The organism is Roseateles sp. P1_C1_2 (genome assembly GCF_056406535.1).
In genome coordinates this window covers 31067-47089 of sequence record NZ_JBFUAB010000017.1, presented here as the reverse complement: position 1 = coordinate 47089, position 16023 = coordinate 31067, and the positions used below count along the sequence as shown (strand labels likewise).

The 16023-nt window shown below is 68.2% G+C and carries 9 protein-coding genes; 1 reads left to right on the top strand and 8 read right to left on the bottom strand.

Annotation, left to right across the window (positions count from 1 at the left end; all coding sequences use genetic code 11):
* Positions 1-277 precede the first annotated feature (277 nt).
* Positions 278-2290 (top strand): elongation factor G, encoded by a 2013-nt coding sequence (gene fusA / locus AC1D2H_RS17705; protein ID WP_478011883.1) that lies wholly within the window; start codon positions 278-280, stop codon positions 2288-2290.
* A 55-nt stretch (positions 2291-2345) separates the two neighbouring features.
* On the opposite strand, the gene rsgA is transcribed toward fusA, so the two are convergent.
* From rsgA to AC1D2H_RS17665, 8 genes are all read right to left on the bottom strand, one after another.
* Complete coding sequence (gene rsgA / locus AC1D2H_RS17700; RefSeq protein WP_478011882.1) at positions 2346-3410, bottom strand: ribosome small subunit-dependent GTPase A; 1065 nt, start codon at positions 3408-3410, stop codon at positions 2346-2348.
* A gap of 284 nt (positions 3411-3694) precedes the next feature.
* Positions 3695-4561, bottom strand: coding sequence for a spherulation-specific family 4 protein (locus AC1D2H_RS17695; protein WP_477936917.1), 867 nt, complete (start codon positions 4559-4561; stop codon positions 3695-3697).
* 14 nt (positions 4562-4575) lie between these two features.
* The gene (locus tag AC1D2H_RS17690) at positions 4576-5448 is read right to left on the bottom strand and encodes a spherulation-specific family 4 protein (RefSeq protein WP_478011881.1); all 873 of its coding nucleotides are present in this window, start codon (positions 5446-5448) and stop codon (positions 4576-4578) included.
* A 23-nt stretch (positions 5449-5471) separates the two neighbouring features.
* Positions 5472-7427 carry a DUF4832 domain-containing protein gene (locus tag AC1D2H_RS17685; protein ID WP_478011880.1) on the bottom strand — a complete coding sequence of 652 codons (1956 nt, stop codon included), beginning with the start codon at positions 7425-7427 and terminating at the stop codon, positions 5472-5474.
* Between the two features lie 124 nt (positions 7428-7551).
* Positions 7552-9432 (bottom strand): NPCBM/NEW2 domain-containing protein, encoded by a 1881-nt coding sequence (locus tag AC1D2H_RS17680; protein WP_478011879.1) that lies wholly within the window; start codon positions 9430-9432, stop codon positions 7552-7554.
* Positions 9429-12101: an alpha-galactosidase gene (locus AC1D2H_RS17675; RefSeq protein ID WP_478011878.1), complete on the bottom strand. Its 2673-nt coding sequence runs from the start codon at positions 12099-12101 to the stop codon at positions 9429-9431. The genes AC1D2H_RS17680 and AC1D2H_RS17675 overlap by 4 nt, the downstream gene beginning before the upstream one ends.
* Positions 12098-13192: an amidohydrolase family protein gene (locus AC1D2H_RS17670; RefSeq protein WP_477936979.1), complete on the bottom strand. Its 1095-nt coding sequence runs from the start codon at positions 13190-13192 to the stop codon at positions 12098-12100. The genes AC1D2H_RS17675 and AC1D2H_RS17670 overlap by 4 nt, the downstream gene beginning before the upstream one ends.
* Positions 13192-16014: a TonB-dependent receptor gene (locus AC1D2H_RS17665; protein ID WP_478011877.1), complete on the bottom strand. Its 2823-nt coding sequence runs from the start codon at positions 16012-16014 to the stop codon at positions 13192-13194. The genes AC1D2H_RS17670 and AC1D2H_RS17665 overlap by 1 nt, the downstream gene beginning before the upstream one ends.
* Between the last annotated feature and the right edge of the window lie 9 nt (positions 16015-16023).

The window sequence follows — 16023 nt, the reverse complement described above, 5'->3', positions numbered from 1 at the left end:
GCCCGCCTCAACACCTGAGCGCCCTTCGACCGTGTTCGGAAGGCGCCGCGCCTTCCGGTTCAAGCAAACCCCGGCAGGCAGTCCCTCCCGGGGTTTCGTTTTTTCCAGAGTTCAAATCATGCGCATGCGCACCTTCGACAAGCTGATCGCCACGATTCCCGAGCGCCGGAGCGCGGCCGAGTCCTGCTCGTCGCTCGTGCGCTTCGGCGTCCTGCCTCTGCGCTAGCCCCGTGGTTCCCCCATCGGGCTGGCAAACCCACCCGAATCAGGAACCACCATGAACTCGAACAATTTCCGCAAGCTGCGCAACATCGGCGTCATCGCCCACGTCGACGCCGGCAAGACCACGACCACCGAACGCATCCTGTTCTACACGGGCGAAAACCATCGCATCGGCGACGTCAACGACGGCAACACCGCGATGGACTTCGACCCCCAGGAACGCGCACGCGGCATCACCATCCACAGCGCGGCCACGACCGTGCACTGGCAGGGCACGCAGATCAACCTGATCGACACGCCCGGGCACATCGACTTCAACATCGAGGTCAAGCGCTCGCTGCGCGTGCTCGACGGTGCCGTCGTCGTCTTCGACGGCGTGGCCGGCGTCGAACCGCAGACCGAGACCAACTGGCGCCTCGCGGACGAGTACCGCGTGCCCCGCATCGCCTTCGTCAACAAGCTGGACCGCACCGGTGCGGATTTCTCTCGCGTCGTCGCCATGATGCGAGAGCGCCTCGGTGCGCGCGTGCTGCCGCTGCAGCTGCCCATTGGCGCCGAAGCCGAGTTCCGTGGCGTGGTGGACCTGCTCGACATGCAAGCCCTGGTCTGGGACCGCGACGATGCGTCGGCGCCGCCGCGCGTGACCGAGATTCCCCCTGAGCTGCTCGCTGCCGCCCAGGCCGCTCGTGCACGCCTGGTCGAAGCCGTCGTCGAACGCGACGATGCGCTGCTGGACGCCTGGCTGCGCGGCGAGAGCCCGTCCGTCGACGCCCTGCGTGCCGGCCTGCGTGCCGCGACCAGCGCCAACGAACTCGTGCCCGTGCTGGCCGGCTCGGCCTTCCGCAACCGCGGCGTCGAGCCGTTGTTGGATGCCGTCGTCTCGTATCTGCCGCGCCCCGGTGAAGCCCCCGGCGCGGCGGACACGGGCGGCCCGCTGTCGGCCCTCGCCTTCAAGCTGACCGCCGACGACCACGGCGCGATGGTGTTCGTGCGCGTCTACAGCGGCTCGCTCAAGCGTGGCGACACGGTCTTCAACGCCAGCACCGGCAAGGCCGAACGCGTGTCACGCCTGTACGAGATCCACGCGGACCGCCGCGTCGAACGCGACGAGCTCGTCGCGGGCGACATCGCGGGCGTCGTCGGCCTGAGGGACGTGCTGACCGGCCACACGCTGGCGTCGGCCAAGGACGCGCCGGTGCTGGAAAGCATCGCCGTGCCCGAAGCCGTCATCGACGTCGCCATCGAAGCGCGCAGCCAGGAAGGCACTGCAGCCCTCGCCAAGGGCCTGGGCGTGCTCGTCCGCGGGGACCCGTCCTTGCGCCTGCGCCAGGACGCCGACTCGGGCCAGACGCTGCTGTCCGGCATGGGCGAGCTGCAGCTGGAAGTGGCGGTGGAGAAGCTACGCTCGCGCTTCGGCGTGGAGGTGCAGGTGGGCCAGCCCCAGGTCGCCTACCGCGAGACCATCGCGGCAGCGGCCGAGGTGCACCATCTGCACCGCAAGCAAAGCGGCGGCCCCGGCCAGTTCGCTGAGCTGACGCTGCGTGTGGCGCCCTTGCCGCGCGGCACGGGCATCCGCTTCGAGAACACGGTGGTGGGCGGCGCGATCCCGCGCGAGTTCATCCCGGCGGTCGAGGCGGGCATCCGTCGTGCGGCCACGGCCGGCCCGTTCGCGGGCCATCCGCTGGTGGACTTCGAAGCCACGCTGGTCGACGGCAGCTTCCACGTGCGCGATTCGTCGGCGCTGGCCTTCGAGCTGGCAGCGGCGACGGCGCTGCGCGAAGCGGTGATGAAGGCGGCGCCCGTGGTGCTGGAGCCGCTGATGGCCGTCGAGGTCATCACGCCGGCCGACTACCTGGGCGACGTCATCGGCGACCTGCTGCGCCGGCGTGGCCATGTGCAGGGACAGGACGCGCGCGGCAACGCGGTGGTCGTGACGGCGCATGTGCCGCTGGAGCGGATGTTTGGCTATATCGGGCATCTGCGGGCGATCAGTTCCGGTCGCGCGCACTTCACGATGCAGTTGAGCCACTACGCCGAAGTGCCGGCTCGCGCTGCAATGGCAGCTTGAGCCAAGAGGGAGGTTGCCCAGTTCCGGGCAACCTCCCTCTCTTTTGCGCGCCTGCTCAGGCGCGCTTTTCGCGCGCGCGCTGGCTGCCCGCCTTGCCGATGGCCTTCCACTTGTTGCGCTGCTCGATGCGCTCCAGCGGGCTCAACTCGCCGCGCTCGGCGTCGCGCAACAGCTTCTTGTAGTTGTCGAGTCGGTCCGCATCGACGTGGCTGCGCACGACGCATCCAGGCTCGCTCTCGTGACGGCAATCGCGGAAGCGGCATTGCTGGGCGAGCGCCTGCACGTCATCGAAGGTCGCGGCCAGCGTCCCGGCATCCGCATCGGGCCGGAAGGTGCGCAGGCCGGGTGTGTCGATGATGCAGCCGCCATGCGGGCAGCAATGCATGGAGCGCGCCGTCGTCGTGTGGCGGCCGCGGCCATCGCTGCTGCGTACCGAGCCCGTCAACTGCCCCGCACCGGCCAAGGTGTTGATGAGCGTCGACTTGCCGGCGCCCGAAGAACCGAGCAGCACCAGCGTCTGGCCCGCATGCAGCCAGGGGCCGATGTCGGTGCAGGCCTGGCGGGACAGCGCGTTGACCGGCAGCACGGGCACCGTTGCGGGCAGGCGGGCATACATCTCGGCGATGCGCTCCTTCGCGTTCGGCGCGATGTCGAGCTTGGTCAGCACGACCACCGGCGCCACCTCGCAGGCCCGCACCATCGCGATATAGCGCTCCATGCGGCGCGCGTTGAAGTCCGCGTCCATCCCCATCACCAACAGTGCCGCATCCACGTTGCTCGCGAGCGGCTGGCGACGTCCGTCATTGGCGCGGCGGGCGATCTGGGTGATGGGCTCGACCCGGTCGACGATCCAGGCTTGGTCGTGTGTGTCGAGTTGCAGGCTGACCCAGTCGCCGACGGTCAGTTGCTGGCCTTGGGCCTGCAGCAGCTGCACCAGCCTCGGCCGCACACGCGCCAGCTGCTCGGCGCGGCCGTCATGCAGCGTGAAGCAGTCGCGCTGCGCCTCGGTCACGCGCGCCAGCCGCGTGCCCGGTTCAGATCCGGCGAGTTGCAGTGCGCGGCTGGCGACGGCGTGCGTAAGCCCGAGAGCGCGCAGCGTCTCAAATTCGATTTCGATCATGGGAATCCATTGAAACTTGGCTTCGTCCGCGCGTACGCGGACCCATCCCTCGCGCGGTGACGCGCGAGGGTCTAGCAGGGGGGAAAGCCGGCCGCGGCTGACGCGGCGATCAATGGACCCGCGGGGAACGCAGGGTCTAGCGCAAGTTCAGTGGTGCTTGGCGCTCAGGCAGCCGACACGAAGGGGGCGACACGATCTGCTTGTTCCATGGCCATCTCCTTTGGGGCTGTGTTGATGAGGCGCGAAGTCTGCCAGCGGCCTGCCATGCGCGTCAATCTGGAACTTCACGCCGATCTCCGGCGCCGTGACAAGGCCAGCAGCCCCAGCCCTGCGACCAGCAGGCCGGCCTGGGCGGGCTCCGGCACAGCGGCAGTGGCCGCCGCCACCTCCGCCGTCCAGTAGCTCGGCAGATGCAGATAGGGATTGCCGCTCGCCATCGTGCCGTCGGTGACGTAGATGGCGCCCAGACCGTACTGCCTGGCCAGACCCATCACCTGCTGCATCTGCGCCACGGTGCCCACGCTGTGGACGATGGCGCCGGTCGACGCCGCATTCGTCAGCCCGCTCAGGAAGGAGCCGTTGATGAAGTCGTTGTACGAGCCCTCGAAGCTCATCAGCGTGTTCGCCAGCGGCAGATACCCTGCGGTGGGCGTCACGCCCGGGTTGCCGACGATCTCCCAGCCCGGATGTGCGGCCTTCAGACCATTGCTGACCGCCTGATAGAAGGGCAGCGCCCCCGGCTGCGTGGCCATCTCGTCGAGGAAGACGCCGTCCACGCCGTACCAGTTCGCGTACTTCTGCGCGTCCGCCAGCACCTCGGTTGTCGAGCGCGTCGGCGGCACTTCGGGCGTGCAATGGTTGACGCCATAGCAGGTGTAGACATAGCCGATCACCTTGCCGCCAGCCGCGCGGAACTCGTTGACCGAGGACACATAGTCGCTGTTGGAGGCCAGGCCCGGTCCATTGCCCGGGTTCATGATGGCCGTGACCTGGGCGCCCTGTTGGGACGCCCAGGTGAGCTGATGCCACTCGTTCTGCGACGGCATCCAGGACGGGTAGAAATAGGCCGGCACGACGATCTCGATGGCCGACGCGAAGGGCGCGGCTGTCGCGAGGGCCAGCGTGGCCAGCAGGGTCTTCAAGTGCTTCATGTTCGTTCCTCGCCTCAGCAGCTGCCGCCGGTCTTCAGGCTCTTCAGGCACCAGCGCTCGGAGCCGCTGAGCGTCTCGTTGCCCCAGTAGGTCGGCGTGTAGTTCCAGATCGGGCCACCCCAGGGCAGGCTGGGGTTGTAGGTCATGCTGGTCGCGTAGACGTAGTTGGCCGCGCTGCCCTTGAGCGTCAAGCGCATCTCGGCCTGGGTGGCCGAGTGCACCAGCAGCCAGGTCTTCACGCCGAGGGACGCGGCCAAGCTCTGCACGCCGCCGTTGAGCCAGCTCGCCGCCGCCACATAGTCGCTGTACTTGGCCTCGTAGATGACGAGGTGCTCGCCATAGCTGGCCGCATTGACGAAGCAGCTGCTGGCGCCCGGCCAGCCGGCGTTCCACACCACCGTGCCGCCGGTGCCGGTGGCCGCCATCTTGGCGCGCACGGCGCTGAATTTGGACGGCGTGCCGCTGCACTTCTGCGCGTCGGTCAGCGCCGCGTCGTCGAAGGCGGCCTCGTCGAAGAAGAAGCCATCCACGCCGCCCAGCGTCGTCTTGTAGGCGGTCAGGTTGGCGTTGATGGCGTTGTAGCGCGCCAGCTCGTCGGCGGTGTTGTAGTTGTAGCCGGTGGCGACATAGCCCAGCACCTTGCCGCCCTGGGCACGGATGCTGGCGATGACGGCTTTCCAGTTGGTGATCTGGCTGGCGCTCAGGCCGGTGGCGCCACTGTTGGGGTTGATGACGACCTGGGTCCCGCTCGGGATCTGGCCGCCATAGGTGCTGGGCGTCTCGCCCCAGTAGGCCACCATGCCGAAGCCGGTCGGAGCGGCGCAGGCCAGCGTGGCGCCGAGGGTCAGCAGGCTCGCGGCGGCGAGCTTGAATGGGAAATTGGACATTCGTTTCTCCTGGAGAAGGTTGTTCAACGGACGGTCAGCGTCGTGCCCGCACGGAAGGCGCCCAGCGCCGCGTCCCAGGCCTGGGCCTTGGCGGTGTTGTCCGCATTGGCGGGGCGCACGCTGTAGCGCACGTCGGCACTCAGCGATGCGGCGCCGTCGGGCAGGGCGAGCAGCACGTCATAGGCGCCCGTGGGCGTTCCCGCCGGCACGGTGAAGCCCGCCGACACGGTGCTGGTGCTGTTGGGCAGCCAGCCTCTCGGGTCGACGGCCGTCAGCGCGATGCGCACGACGGCGTTCGTCGTCTTGTGCTTGAGCAGCAGCTGCAGCGCGCGCGGGTTGAAGGCGCGCGCCCAACCGCTGTTCTTCACGGTGAGGAGAAGGTCGCCCGACTGCCCGGCCGTCACAGCCGCGCTGTGCCTCAAGGTGCTCAGCTCGAAGCGGTAGCCCATGCTGCGCTTGACCTCGGCCATGCAGCCTTGCTGCTCCCAACGGACATGGAAGATGTCGCGGTAGTAGTCGTTGTTCAGATAGGTCAGGCCGAACTGCTTGCCCTCGGCCAGGATGTCCGTGCAGCTGGTGCGCGGCACCGCGCCCTCCTCGTCGGCCGGGTTGCAGGTCTCTGCGCCGAACGGCGCCACGCGTGACAGCGAGGCGGTGTAGTTGCGCTCGGTCTGGCGCGTCGCGGCGTCCTCGCTGTAGGTGCCGACGTCCGTCGCCGAGGCCATGAAGCAGTCGTTGTGCACGCCGATGCGCGAGGCCGCCGACCCGTCGCGCCAGCTCGGCACCTGAGGCGCCCACTGCATCAGATAGGGCGGATAGCGCAGCTGCAGGAAGCGGTCGGTCGGCAGCGCGTTCAGCAGCGCGTCGCGGATCTGCGTGCGCGGGCTGACCGCGGTGAGGTTGTTGGACGAGGTGTGCCATTCACCCCAGGCGCCGATGAAGCCGGCCTGCAGATAGGCGATGACGTCGGCATTGGCCGTCAGCACCGGCTTGAGCTGGTCGATGTGGCCGAGCACACGGGTCAGCGGTGCGTCCTTGACGTTCAGGTACTCGGTCTCATTGGCCGGGTAGTTGTAGAGGAAGCGCGGCACCAGCTTCAGGCCTGCACGGCGCGCGATCGCGAATCCGTTGGTGAGCTGCGTCAGCAGGCTGGCCGGCAACGCGGCGTTGGCATAAGCGTCCAGGCGCACGGGCGCGTAGACGACGCGATAGCCGGCCTGGAACTGAGCATCGGCATCGGCCTGCGTCCACAGCAGCAGGTTGTCGGCCGCCCAGGTGTACATGCCGCGCTCGGGGTTGGCGATCTCGGCGGTGCTGACGGTGAAACTGGTCTCGACAGGTGCGGGGGCAGGCGTGGGAGCCGGCGTCGGCGCGGGAGTCGGTGCAGGGGTGGGTGCCGGCGTCGGCGCGGGCGTGGGCGCCGGTGTGGGAGCAGGCGTCGGGGCGGGCGTGGGCGCTGGGGTAGGCGCGGGCGTCGGGGCGTTCAGGCGCCAGGCCTGGTTGGCATTGCCGGTGTTGCAGGTCGCGACCGAAAAGCCCACCTGGGCCAACTGGGTCGGCGCGGTCAGGCAGAGGTTGTTGGCCGCCAGCTTGAGCTGGGACGTCGAACCGCCCGCCAGCGCCACCACCGAGAAGCGCTGGCCCGTCTGGCTGGGCTGGCAGGTGTTCAGCTCCACAAAGGACCCGGAGCTGGTGCCGGTGGCGGAGACGCACAGATTGGCTTGCGCGTTCTTGAGGGTGTAGATGGTGCTGCCGGTGCTGACCGGCGTGAGGCTGAAGTCCTGAGCCGCGCTGGTGTTGCAGGTCGCCAGGCGGATATCCCAGGTGTCGACCTTGGTTTCCAGGCAGGCGCCGAGAGGGTTGGACACCAGGGACGCCGCGGTCGCGGCGACGGGCCAGGCGGCGATCAGGGCGAGCGGGAAGGCGAACTTCAGCCCGGCACGAGAGCGGGGCAAGGGACAGGGACGCATGGAGTGCATCGGGTTCTCCTCATGAACGACGGGGCGCTGAACGGGAGGGGCCAGGCCGCGTCAGCGCGAACGCGGCCGGGGCACCGGCGCGACCGGTGCCATTGGCGATGAGAGAGAAGAGCGTGGCGGGCGGCTACTCGATGCGAGCCTCGCCCCAGGTCACGATGAGGGGGCCGGTGGTGTCGGCCCCGTGCTGGCGCGCGATCAGCTCGATCAGCTTCACGCCGCGCAGGTCGGCGCTGAGTTCGCGCGCCGGTTGGTTGAACTTGAGGGGTGCGGTGCTTGCGAGGCGGCGGCCATCGCCCCAGACCTCGAAGCTGACGGCGGCGGCCTTGCCGCGTGTGGAGTCGTCCACGCCGACGCGCGCAACGAAGCGCTGGGAGCCGGTGGGCACCTGGACTTGCAGCCGTGAATCGGCCATTGCGCCGACGCCATGACGGAAGGCCTGGCGCTGCACGCTCAGGGCCTGGTCATAGGGCGTCGAGTCGGCGCGCGGGCCGCCCCAGCCGGCATAGGCGGGTCGCGTGCCGCCGTTGTCGGTGGTGGACCACGACGCCAGCGCGCGATAGCCGATGGGGTCCTGCTCCAGCGCACGGATGCCGTCGCGCGCGACATAGACGTTGCCTGGGCGCTCGGAGACGTAGTAACCGCGTGGCAGCAGATGCTTGCCGGTGGCAGTGAACAGCAGCGCCTCGCGCGGCTTCAGTTCGAACTCGCGCTGGCCGGTGAACGTGCCGGCGTCGGCGCGCGCCCAGGCGTCTCGCAGCGCGATGGGCGCCGTCGCATCCATCTTCAGATGCTCGGCCGTCAGTGTGAACTTGGCGGGCGCGCCGGTGCGGTTGAACAGCAGCACCGCCTTGCCACCATTGGCCAAGGTTTTCACGAGGATCTGCCGGTCGCTGTCTGCGTAGGCGAGCACGCCCTGGTGGCCGGCCGCGTCCTGGTTGATGGCCACCACCTCGGGCGCCTTCAGGATGTCGATGACGGCGGGCGAGGCCTTCGACAGGTCGGTGCCGATCATCAGCGGCGCCGCCGCGATGGCCCACAGGCCCATGTGGGTGCGGGCTTCGTTCAGGTGGTTGCCGTCGAACTCGCCATTGCCGATCTCCAGCATGTCGGGATCGTTCCAGCGGCCTGGGCCGGCATAGAACTCGCGCGTGGCCACGGTGTCGAAGTTGTGCACCATCTGCGAAAAGCTGTTGGCGATGTCGCGGCTGGTGCGCCACATGGTGCCGGTGTCCTGCCCCCAGGAGCGGACATTGACCGTACCCCACAGGCAGACCGACAGCACATAGTCGCCGCGCGGCCTCACCTCGTGCAGCGCCTGCTTCAGGCCGGTGTAGAGCTTCTTCGTGCCCTCGACATCGGATTGGTTGATATTGCCTTCGACGATGGTCGGCTTGTACTCGCGGTACTGGCCCGAGGCCACGTGCGGCCGGTCGCGGCCATAGGACGACAGCCCGCAGCCATCCACCTTCAGGTAGTCGAAATTCCACTCGCCGAAGAACAGCGCCACATCCTGGCGCACGAAGCCCATCAGTCCCACCTCGCGCTCGGCGTGCGTGCCCTCGGGCAGGTTGGGACTGTCGGCGTCGTAGGCCTGCGAGCAGGCGTTGCGGCCGATGTCGGTGTACAGGCCCGCCTTCAGGCCCATGGCGTGGATCTTGTCGGTGAAGGGCCGCAGCGATGAGTCCTTGCCCGTGGCCGCGCTCGGGAACAGGCCCGTGCGCACCTGCAGCCGACCGTCACTCGTGCGGCGCTTCAGCCACCAGCCATCATCGATATTGATGCTGCGGTAGCCCGCGCTGGCCAGGCCCGAGTCGACGATGACCTGGGCCGAGCCCAGCACCTTCTGCTCGGTGATGTCGACGCGGAAGGCGTTCCAGCTCGACCAGCCCATGGGCGGCGTGGGCGCGCTGCCGACCGGCTGGTGCTGCCAGCGGCCGGTGGCGGCCAGCGGCTGCTGGGCTTGCGCGGAGAACGCGACGAGCAGGGAGAGGGCGATCAGCTTCATGCGGCGGGCAGCAGGCGGCCGAACGCGGCCGGGACATGAAAGTCGGGCGTGGCGGTCCGGGTCGGACTCCACGCGGAATAGACACGGCCGGCACCCTGGCCTTCGACGCGGAACAGGTTCAGGCGCCAGCCGTCCTCCGCCCCACGCATCGGCACAGCGAGTTCCGCCGTCCAGACCTTGCCCTCGGTATCGATGTGCGCCCTGGCGCGGCTCTCGCCGACGATGCGCTTCTTGCCCGAGGCCTCGACGGCGATCTCCAGCAGCAAGCCGTTGGGCGACACCTCCACCTCGCGGTAGCTCTTCAGCCCTGCGCGGTCCGGCGCCTGCAGGAAGACCTCGACGACATCGCGCTCCCAAAGCGGCCAGATGTCGGTGGCCGAGCCGGCGCGCTCGAAGGTGCTCAGCGCCTCGAACTTGCAGATGAAGCGCAGATAGAGCTGGCTCGCACCGCGCAGCAGCTGCACACGGGTGGACTGCGGGCCGGTGAGCGCCTGGCCTTGCCAATCGTGGCGGAAGAAGGTGGTGGGCGCTTCGGCCCACTGCGACGCGAGCGGGAAGCCGTCGGTGCCGACCTGGGCAACCTTGCCGGCGAAGGCGACGGACAGCGTGTCGGGTACGTCGGGGCGCGCTTCGATGAGCAGGCTGTGCGTGAAGCGAACCGGCAGCGTCGGCTTGTCGGCGCTGACCTTGCCGATCTCCTTGCCCGTCAATGCATCGCGCAAGGTCCAGCTTCCTGCGCTCAAGCCACGCAACGTGACGGGGCCTTCCCAGCGCTCCGCGTAAAACGCGTAGTGCAGCGCCCCGCCCTGCTCGATGACATGGGTCTCGGGCTTGTCAAAACCCAGGTCATACAGCTCGCCGCGGTAGCGGCCCTCGGCCAGGCGCTGGCGGTTGTAGAGGTCCACCCACTGGCGCCAATGCTGCTCGCGCTCGGGCGTCAGCAGGAAAGAGTCCTTGGGCTTGGGATCCACCGGCCAGGTGAACTTGCTGGCCACGACGGCGCCGATGCCGACGCTGGACGCGAAGTCCTGGCCGCCGCTGCTCAGCTCCACGTGGTCACCCGCGTAGGCGGCCCAGGGCCCCATCAGCGCCTTCAGCGTCTTGCCCTTGTGGCGTACCTGCCAGCTGGATAGCGGATCGGACGCCGGCGCCTGGTCCATGAATGGCATGTTGTGGAAGGCATAGCCCGTGCCGCAGGGGCAGACCTCGACGACCGCCTCCGGGTTGGCCGCGTGGGCCGAAGCGTGCATGACCTTGTAGAAGTCGGCGAGCTTCTCGACCGCGTCTTCCGGCCGCGCATGCTTGTGTGCCGGGTTGAAGCAGGGCGCCACGCCGTTGAGGTGCTGGCCGTCGACCTTGAGGCCGTCGAAGCCCCAGTCGCCGATGATCTTCTTCACCGTGGCAGCCAGGCGGGCCTGCGTCTTCTCGTAGGCTGGGCAGAGGTAGAAGCTGTTCCACCACGTCACGTTCTGCACCGCGCCGTCCTTGTCCAGCAGCAGCAGATCGGTGTGGTCGTGCAGCTCGTCGCTGCCGGGCGCGACGGCCAGCGGTGCGATCCACAGCCGCGCCTTCATGCCGCGGGCATGGATGTCGGCGACAAGCGCCTTCATGTCGGCCTCGCCCTTGGGGAACTTGGCCAGGTCGGGCGTCCAGTCGCCGGTCTTGACCTGCCAGCCGTCGTCCAGCACGGCCCACTTGAAGCCGAGCGCCTGCACCTTGGGCAGGGTGGCGCGCACATAGTCCAGCGAGAAGTCGCGTTCATAGCCCCAGGCGCACCATTGCGCCTCGTAGGCGCTCTGCGGCGGCTGGGGTGCCGCCAGGCCCTGCGCGGCCATCAGGCGGCGGTAGCGGTCCAGCGGCACGAAGAAGTCGCCGCGATGCACGGCGATGAAGCTGGGCGGCGTGGTGAGCACCTGGCCCGGCTCCAGGATCCGCGGCGCATCGCCGCGCAGCGAGATCTCGACGGCATCACCCACTGCCTTCACGGGCAGCGCGACCAGCTGCGGTTGAAGGGCCAGGTGGCCGACGGCCAGGCCGACATCCTTTCGCCAGACATCGACGACCGGCGTGCCGCCGCCGTAGTCCGACGCATTCATGCCCATGAAATTGCGCTGCTCGAAGCCTCGCTTCACAGGCTGCACCCAGTCGCGCCGGTCGGCGTGGCTGGCGCCGGAATACGTCCACGAACCGCCCGCATGGCGGGGCGCGGCGGCCAGGCGGTGAGCGGCGTTGACCCAGGCGTCGATGGTCAGCGGCTTGTCGCTGGTGTTGACGTAGGCCACGTTCAGCAGCGCAACGCCGGGGTGTTCGTCCAACAGCGTGACGGTGGCGCGCTTCTCGATGCCGTCAACCGAACGACCGACGAGACGCAGCGTCTGGCCAGCGCCGAACGGCGTGGCGGCCTTGCCGGGCTCAGCCTGCTGCAGCGTGAACCGGCTCAGCGTCTTGCCTTTCACGACCAGATGCTCGCTGGCATCAAAGCCCGTCAACTCGACCGGCTGCTTGCCAGCCAAGCTGACGACGCGGCAGCGCATCTGGTCGTCGAACTGCAGCGACAGCGCGCCGTCCTGCACGCGCACATGGCCCTTGCCCTCAGCGCGGGCAAGCGGCAACTGCGCGGCCAGCGGTGCGGCGCCCAGCCACTGCAGGAAGGCCCGGCGTGCCGTCATCGCTTGCCGCCCCAGGCGCCGGGGAAGGTCCGCTCGGCGTTCAGGTGGTAGAGCTTGTCGACCACCGCACGCGGAAGCGCAAGCCCCTTCACCGGCTTGTCGAGGTCGGCCACCTTGAAGCTGTTCGCCGTGTTGAAGTAGCGCCAGTGCATGCGCCACACACCCTCGGCTTCCTTGGCCAGCGCGGCGCCGTCCTGGTCGGGCGCCTGCGACATGTCGCTGCCGTAGAGGATGCGGTCCTGGTATTTGATGAAGAAGCGGCGCACGCGCTCGCGGTCCTTCTGGCTCTGGTACTGCAGCTGGCCGATGCGCGCGGCCACGTCGACCTTGGCGTTGGGGAAACGGTCCAGGAAGGCGGCCAACTCGTCCACGCTACGCTCCAGCGACGCGAGGTGCACGCCGATGAAGTTCAGCCCTGGATGGGCGGCCACCATGCGGTCGCGCGCCGCCATCTGCGCTTCCCAGCTGGGCATCTCGGGGTGCAGGGCCATGTGGTACTGGGGGTGGGCCTTGAAGTATTCGCGGTCATTGTTGACCGTCATCTGCTCCAGTGGCAGCCAGCAGTTGTGGGGCTCGCCCTGGTGGCCGAGCAGCGGGATGCCTTGTTTGGCGAAGTCGTCGAACAGCGGCGCGAAGCGAGCGTCGTCGATCATGACGAGCTTGTCGTCGGCGCCCTTGAGGCTCATGCCGATGTTCTTCCAAACCTTCACGCCGACGGCGCCGGCCTTCATGGCAGCCGCAATGCGCTGGCGTGTGGCGGGCAGCCACGCAGCCTGGCCAGAGCCGTCCACCGAGAAGCTGGCCGCCCAGGCCACGTCCTGGGGGAACTGCTTCTGCAGCTCGATGGCAACGCGCTGCTGGTCGTCCAGCGGCGGGAAGTCCGGGTAGTCGACGTTGATCGTCAACACCTTGAAGTTCTGCCGCTTCGCCGCCGCCATGAAGACCGGCGCGGGGTTGTGCAGATGCAGGTGGACGTCGATCTTCGAAACCCGGCCGTAGTCGGCCATCGTGTAGCTCGGCGCGTCCGCTGCGCTGGCGGAGAAAAAGGCCGCCCCGGCAAGCAGGGCGGCAACACGGAGGAGAACTCTCATCAGAACTTGATAGACGCGCCGACGGTGAACGAGCGGCCATAACGGTAGTAGCCCTGGGGCAGCTTCACGCTGTCGTTGCCCAGCGTGTACTCCTGCGTCGCATCGGTCAGGTTGTTGCCTTCCAGGCTGATGCGCAGCCACTTGTTGACCTCGTAGGCGATCTGGGCCGTCGCCCAGGTCACGGCCTTGGCGCGCTCGTTGAAACCGGCACCCAACACATTGGTGGCGGTGACGAAGGCGTCGGTGTGGTCGGCCGTGGCGCTCATGCTCCAGGGGCCCCTCTCGTACAGCACACCGAACGACGACGTGGCCGGTGCGATGCCTTCCAGCGCACGCTCCTCGCCGCCCACCCAGCTGCGCGACTTGTTGCGGGTGTACTGCGCCCGCACGCCGAAGCCGTTGTCGAACAGATGCTGCAGGCCGATCTCGAAGCCACGCGCCAGGGCCTTGTCGCCGTTGATGGGCTTGCTGATGTTGAACAGCCGCCCGCCCGGCGCGCCGATGTCCTGGCCCGTCAGCCAGATGCTGGTGATCTGGTTCTTGATGTTCTTCTGGTAGACGGCGAAGGTCAGCGCCGAGTCCTTGGCGTAGTACCACTCCAGCGACGCATCGACCTGGCGGGCGCTGTAGGGCTTGAGCTCGGCATTGCCGCCGAAGACCTGCGTGAAGTCGCCCCAGGAGATGCTGGCTGTCGTGCTCGTGGGCGCCAGCTTGTCCACCGACGGACGCGCCATGGTCTTGGCTGCACCCAGGCGCAGCTGCAGGGCGTCCGTAAACAGCCAGGTGAAGTTGACCGACGGCAGCGCGAAGCTGTAGCTGGTCTCCTGCTGCACGACGGACGGCGCCGCGTAGATGGCCGTGTAGTTGAACGCGCCGTTCTCGATGATGTTGGTGATCTTGGCGTCCCAGGCCTGAGCGGTCGTCTTGGTCTTCACGAAGCGCACGCCGGCATCCGCGTTCCAGCCGTCGCCCGACAGATCGGCCTGCACGAAGGCGGTGGTCGTCTTCTCCGTCACGCGGTAGCTTTCCAGCGGGTTCCACGCCGGCGCGGAGGCCGCCGAGCTGTAGACGCCGCCACCCGGGCGGGGCTTGCCGTCGTAGGCCTTCAGCGCCTCGGCGTAGTTGTTGACATCGAAGCCCAGGAAGCTGCGCGGGAAGTTGCCGCTGACGCCGTCCAGGAAGCCATTGGGGCTCAGCGACTGGTTGATGACGTTGCCGCCCAGCGCGCCGACGTTGATGGCACTGGCACCCGAGTAATGGCCGTCGCCCGCATTGAAGGCGTTGTTGATCAGGTCGCGCGACTTCTTGCGGTTGGTCTGGCTGAGGCCGAACTTCAACTGATCGATGTAGAAGCGGTCCAGCTTCCACTCCAGGTTGCCACTCGCGCCATCGATCTTGTCGTCGATGTTGTCGCCGGCCCGGCTGTAGTAGTGGGTGTTGAAGTCGCTGGCCTTGAACAGGCCTTGCGCCAGGCCGGTCTGCAGGTCGCGGCCGTCGGCGAAGGTGGTCTTCACATCGGGCACGGCTGAGCCGGTCAACTGGATGCGCGTGACGTTGGGCTGGTTCATGCGCAACACGACATAACTGTCGTTGCCGCCGGAGTGGCGCCTGGAGGTGGACTCGTAGATGTCACCGGTCGCCTTCAGCGTCGGCGAGATCTTCCATTCCGCATTGGCGCCGTACAGCGCGGTGTCCACCACGCGGTACTCGGTCTTGTTCAGCAGCTCCGGGTTGAGCGCCATCTCCGGGTTGGGATTGGCCAGCGTGAAGTCGGTCACCACGCCGTTGCTGATCTTCATGTTGGACCAGCGGCCCGGCGCGTACAGCGGATAGAACGACAGCTGATAGCCGACCTGCGGCGAGTCCAGCCGCGTCTTGAAGCCGTCGACGACGACCTTCACGTCGCTGCTGGGCCGCCATTCCACCTTGCCCGACAGCGCCAGGCGCTCCTTCTTCTCCATGATGGTGCCGAAGCGGAACTGGCCCGGGGCGATCAGCCCTTCCTCGTCCAGGTCCAGCTGGCCATTGCCATTGGGGTCGATGTTGCCGCCCCAGGTGTTGCCCCAGGGCCAGAACAGCTCCGGCTTGTTCGGCGCCGGGTTGCGGCTCCAGCCGCCGTCATTGCCGGCCGTGTCGGTGCGCACGTCGCGCTTCGCATACACCACGCCCAGCAGCACGCCCACCTGGTCGCCGAAGGTGTTGCTGTAGGTGCCCGACACCTTGGTGCCATTGAGGCTGCTCATCTGGTTGCGGTCGGCCTCCACGCGCAGCAGGCCGCGCTGGCCCTTCTGGTCGAAGGGGCTGGCAGAGCGCAGGTTCACCAGGCCGCCGATGGCGCCTTCGATGAGGGAGGCCTGGGTGGACTTGACGACGTCGGCGCCGCTGATGACATCGGCCGGCAGCACGTCGTAGGCGAAGTAGCGACCAGCGCTGTCGGTGCCCAGCAGGCGGCCGTTGAAGGTGGTGATCGTGTACTCCGGGCCGAGGCCGCGGATGCTGACCTTCTGGCCTTCGCCGCCGGCCGTGCGCGAGATGGACACGCCGGTGATGTGGCTCAGCGAGTCGGCCACGTTGTTGTCGGGGAAGCGGCCCAGCTCGGTCGCGCTGATGCTGTCCTGCACGCCGGCGGCATTGCGCTTCAGCGCGAGGGACTTCTGCAGGCTGGCGCGGGTACCGGTCACTTCCACGCGGTCCAGCGTGTTGTCGGCATCGGTCTTCGCGGTCTCCTGGGCGAAGGCCGGGGCGCTGAATGCCGCCAGGGCCAGCAGGCCGGCCGCGGTCAGCGGATGCAGGGCAAAGCGGGGTTGCAGGCGAGGACTCATCGAACGGTT

Excerpts from the sequence above, each read along its gene's own strand:
- fusA (WP_478011883.1), top strand. The coding sequence starts at position 278 with ATGAACTCGAACAATTTCCGCAAGCTGCGCAACATCGGCGTCATCGCC.
- rsgA (WP_478011882.1), bottom strand. The coding sequence starts at position 3,410 with ATGATCGAAATCGAATTTGAGACGCTGCGCGCTCTCGGGCTTACGCAC.
- AC1D2H_RS17695 (WP_477936917.1), bottom strand. The coding sequence starts at position 4,561 with ATGAAGCACTTGAAGACCCTGCTGGCCACGCTGGCCCTCGCGACAGCC.
- AC1D2H_RS17690 (WP_478011881.1), bottom strand. The coding sequence starts at position 5,448 with ATGTCCAATTTCCCATTCAAGCTCGCCGCCGCGAGCCTGCTGACCCTC.
- AC1D2H_RS17685 (WP_478011880.1), bottom strand. The coding sequence starts at position 7,427 with ATGCACTCCATGCGTCCCTGTCCCTTGCCCCGCTCTCGTGCCGGGCTG.
- AC1D2H_RS17680 (WP_478011879.1), bottom strand. The coding sequence starts at position 9,432 with ATGAAGCTGATCGCCCTCTCCCTGCTCGTCGCGTTCTCCGCGCAAGCC.
- AC1D2H_RS17675 (WP_478011878.1), bottom strand. The coding sequence starts at position 12,101 with ATGACGGCACGCCGGGCCTTCCTGCAGTGGCTGGGCGCCGCACCGCTG.
- AC1D2H_RS17670 (WP_477936979.1), bottom strand. The coding sequence starts at position 13,192 with ATGAGAGTTCTCCTCCGTGTTGCCGCCCTGCTTGCCGGGGCGGCCTTT.
- AC1D2H_RS17665 (WP_478011877.1), bottom strand. The coding sequence starts at position 16,014 with ATGAGTCCTCGCCTGCAACCCCGCTTTGCCCTGCATCCGCTGACCGCG.